This window comes from Bacillus sp. mrc49 (genome assembly GCF_002803435.1).
In genome coordinates, this window is sequence record NZ_PHNG01000376.1 from 1 (window position 1) to 323 (window position 323).

General features: G+C 52.9%; 1 rRNA gene. It reads left to right on the forward strand.

What is annotated here, in order from left to right:
* Positions 1–323 (forward strand): 23S ribosomal RNA (locus tag CVN76_RS02390); the annotation flags it as partial.

The following is a 323-nucleotide window of genomic DNA, read 5'->3' on the forward strand; positions in this document are numbered from 1 at the left end:
AATGAACCGGCGAGTTACGATTTCATGCGAGGTTAAGTTGATGAGACGGAGCCGCAGCGAAAGCGAGTCTGAATAGGGCGAATGAGTATGAGGTCGTAGACCCGAAACCAGGTGATCTACCCATGTCCAGGGTGAAGTTCAGGTAACACTGAATGGAGGCCCGAACCCACGCACGTTGAAAAGTGCGGGGATGAGGGGTGGGTAGCGGAGAAATTCCAATCGAACCTGGAGATAGCTGGTTCTCTCCGAAATAGCTTTAGGGCTAGCCTCAAGATGAGAGTATTGGAGGTAGAGCACTGATTGGACTAGGGGCCCCCAACGGG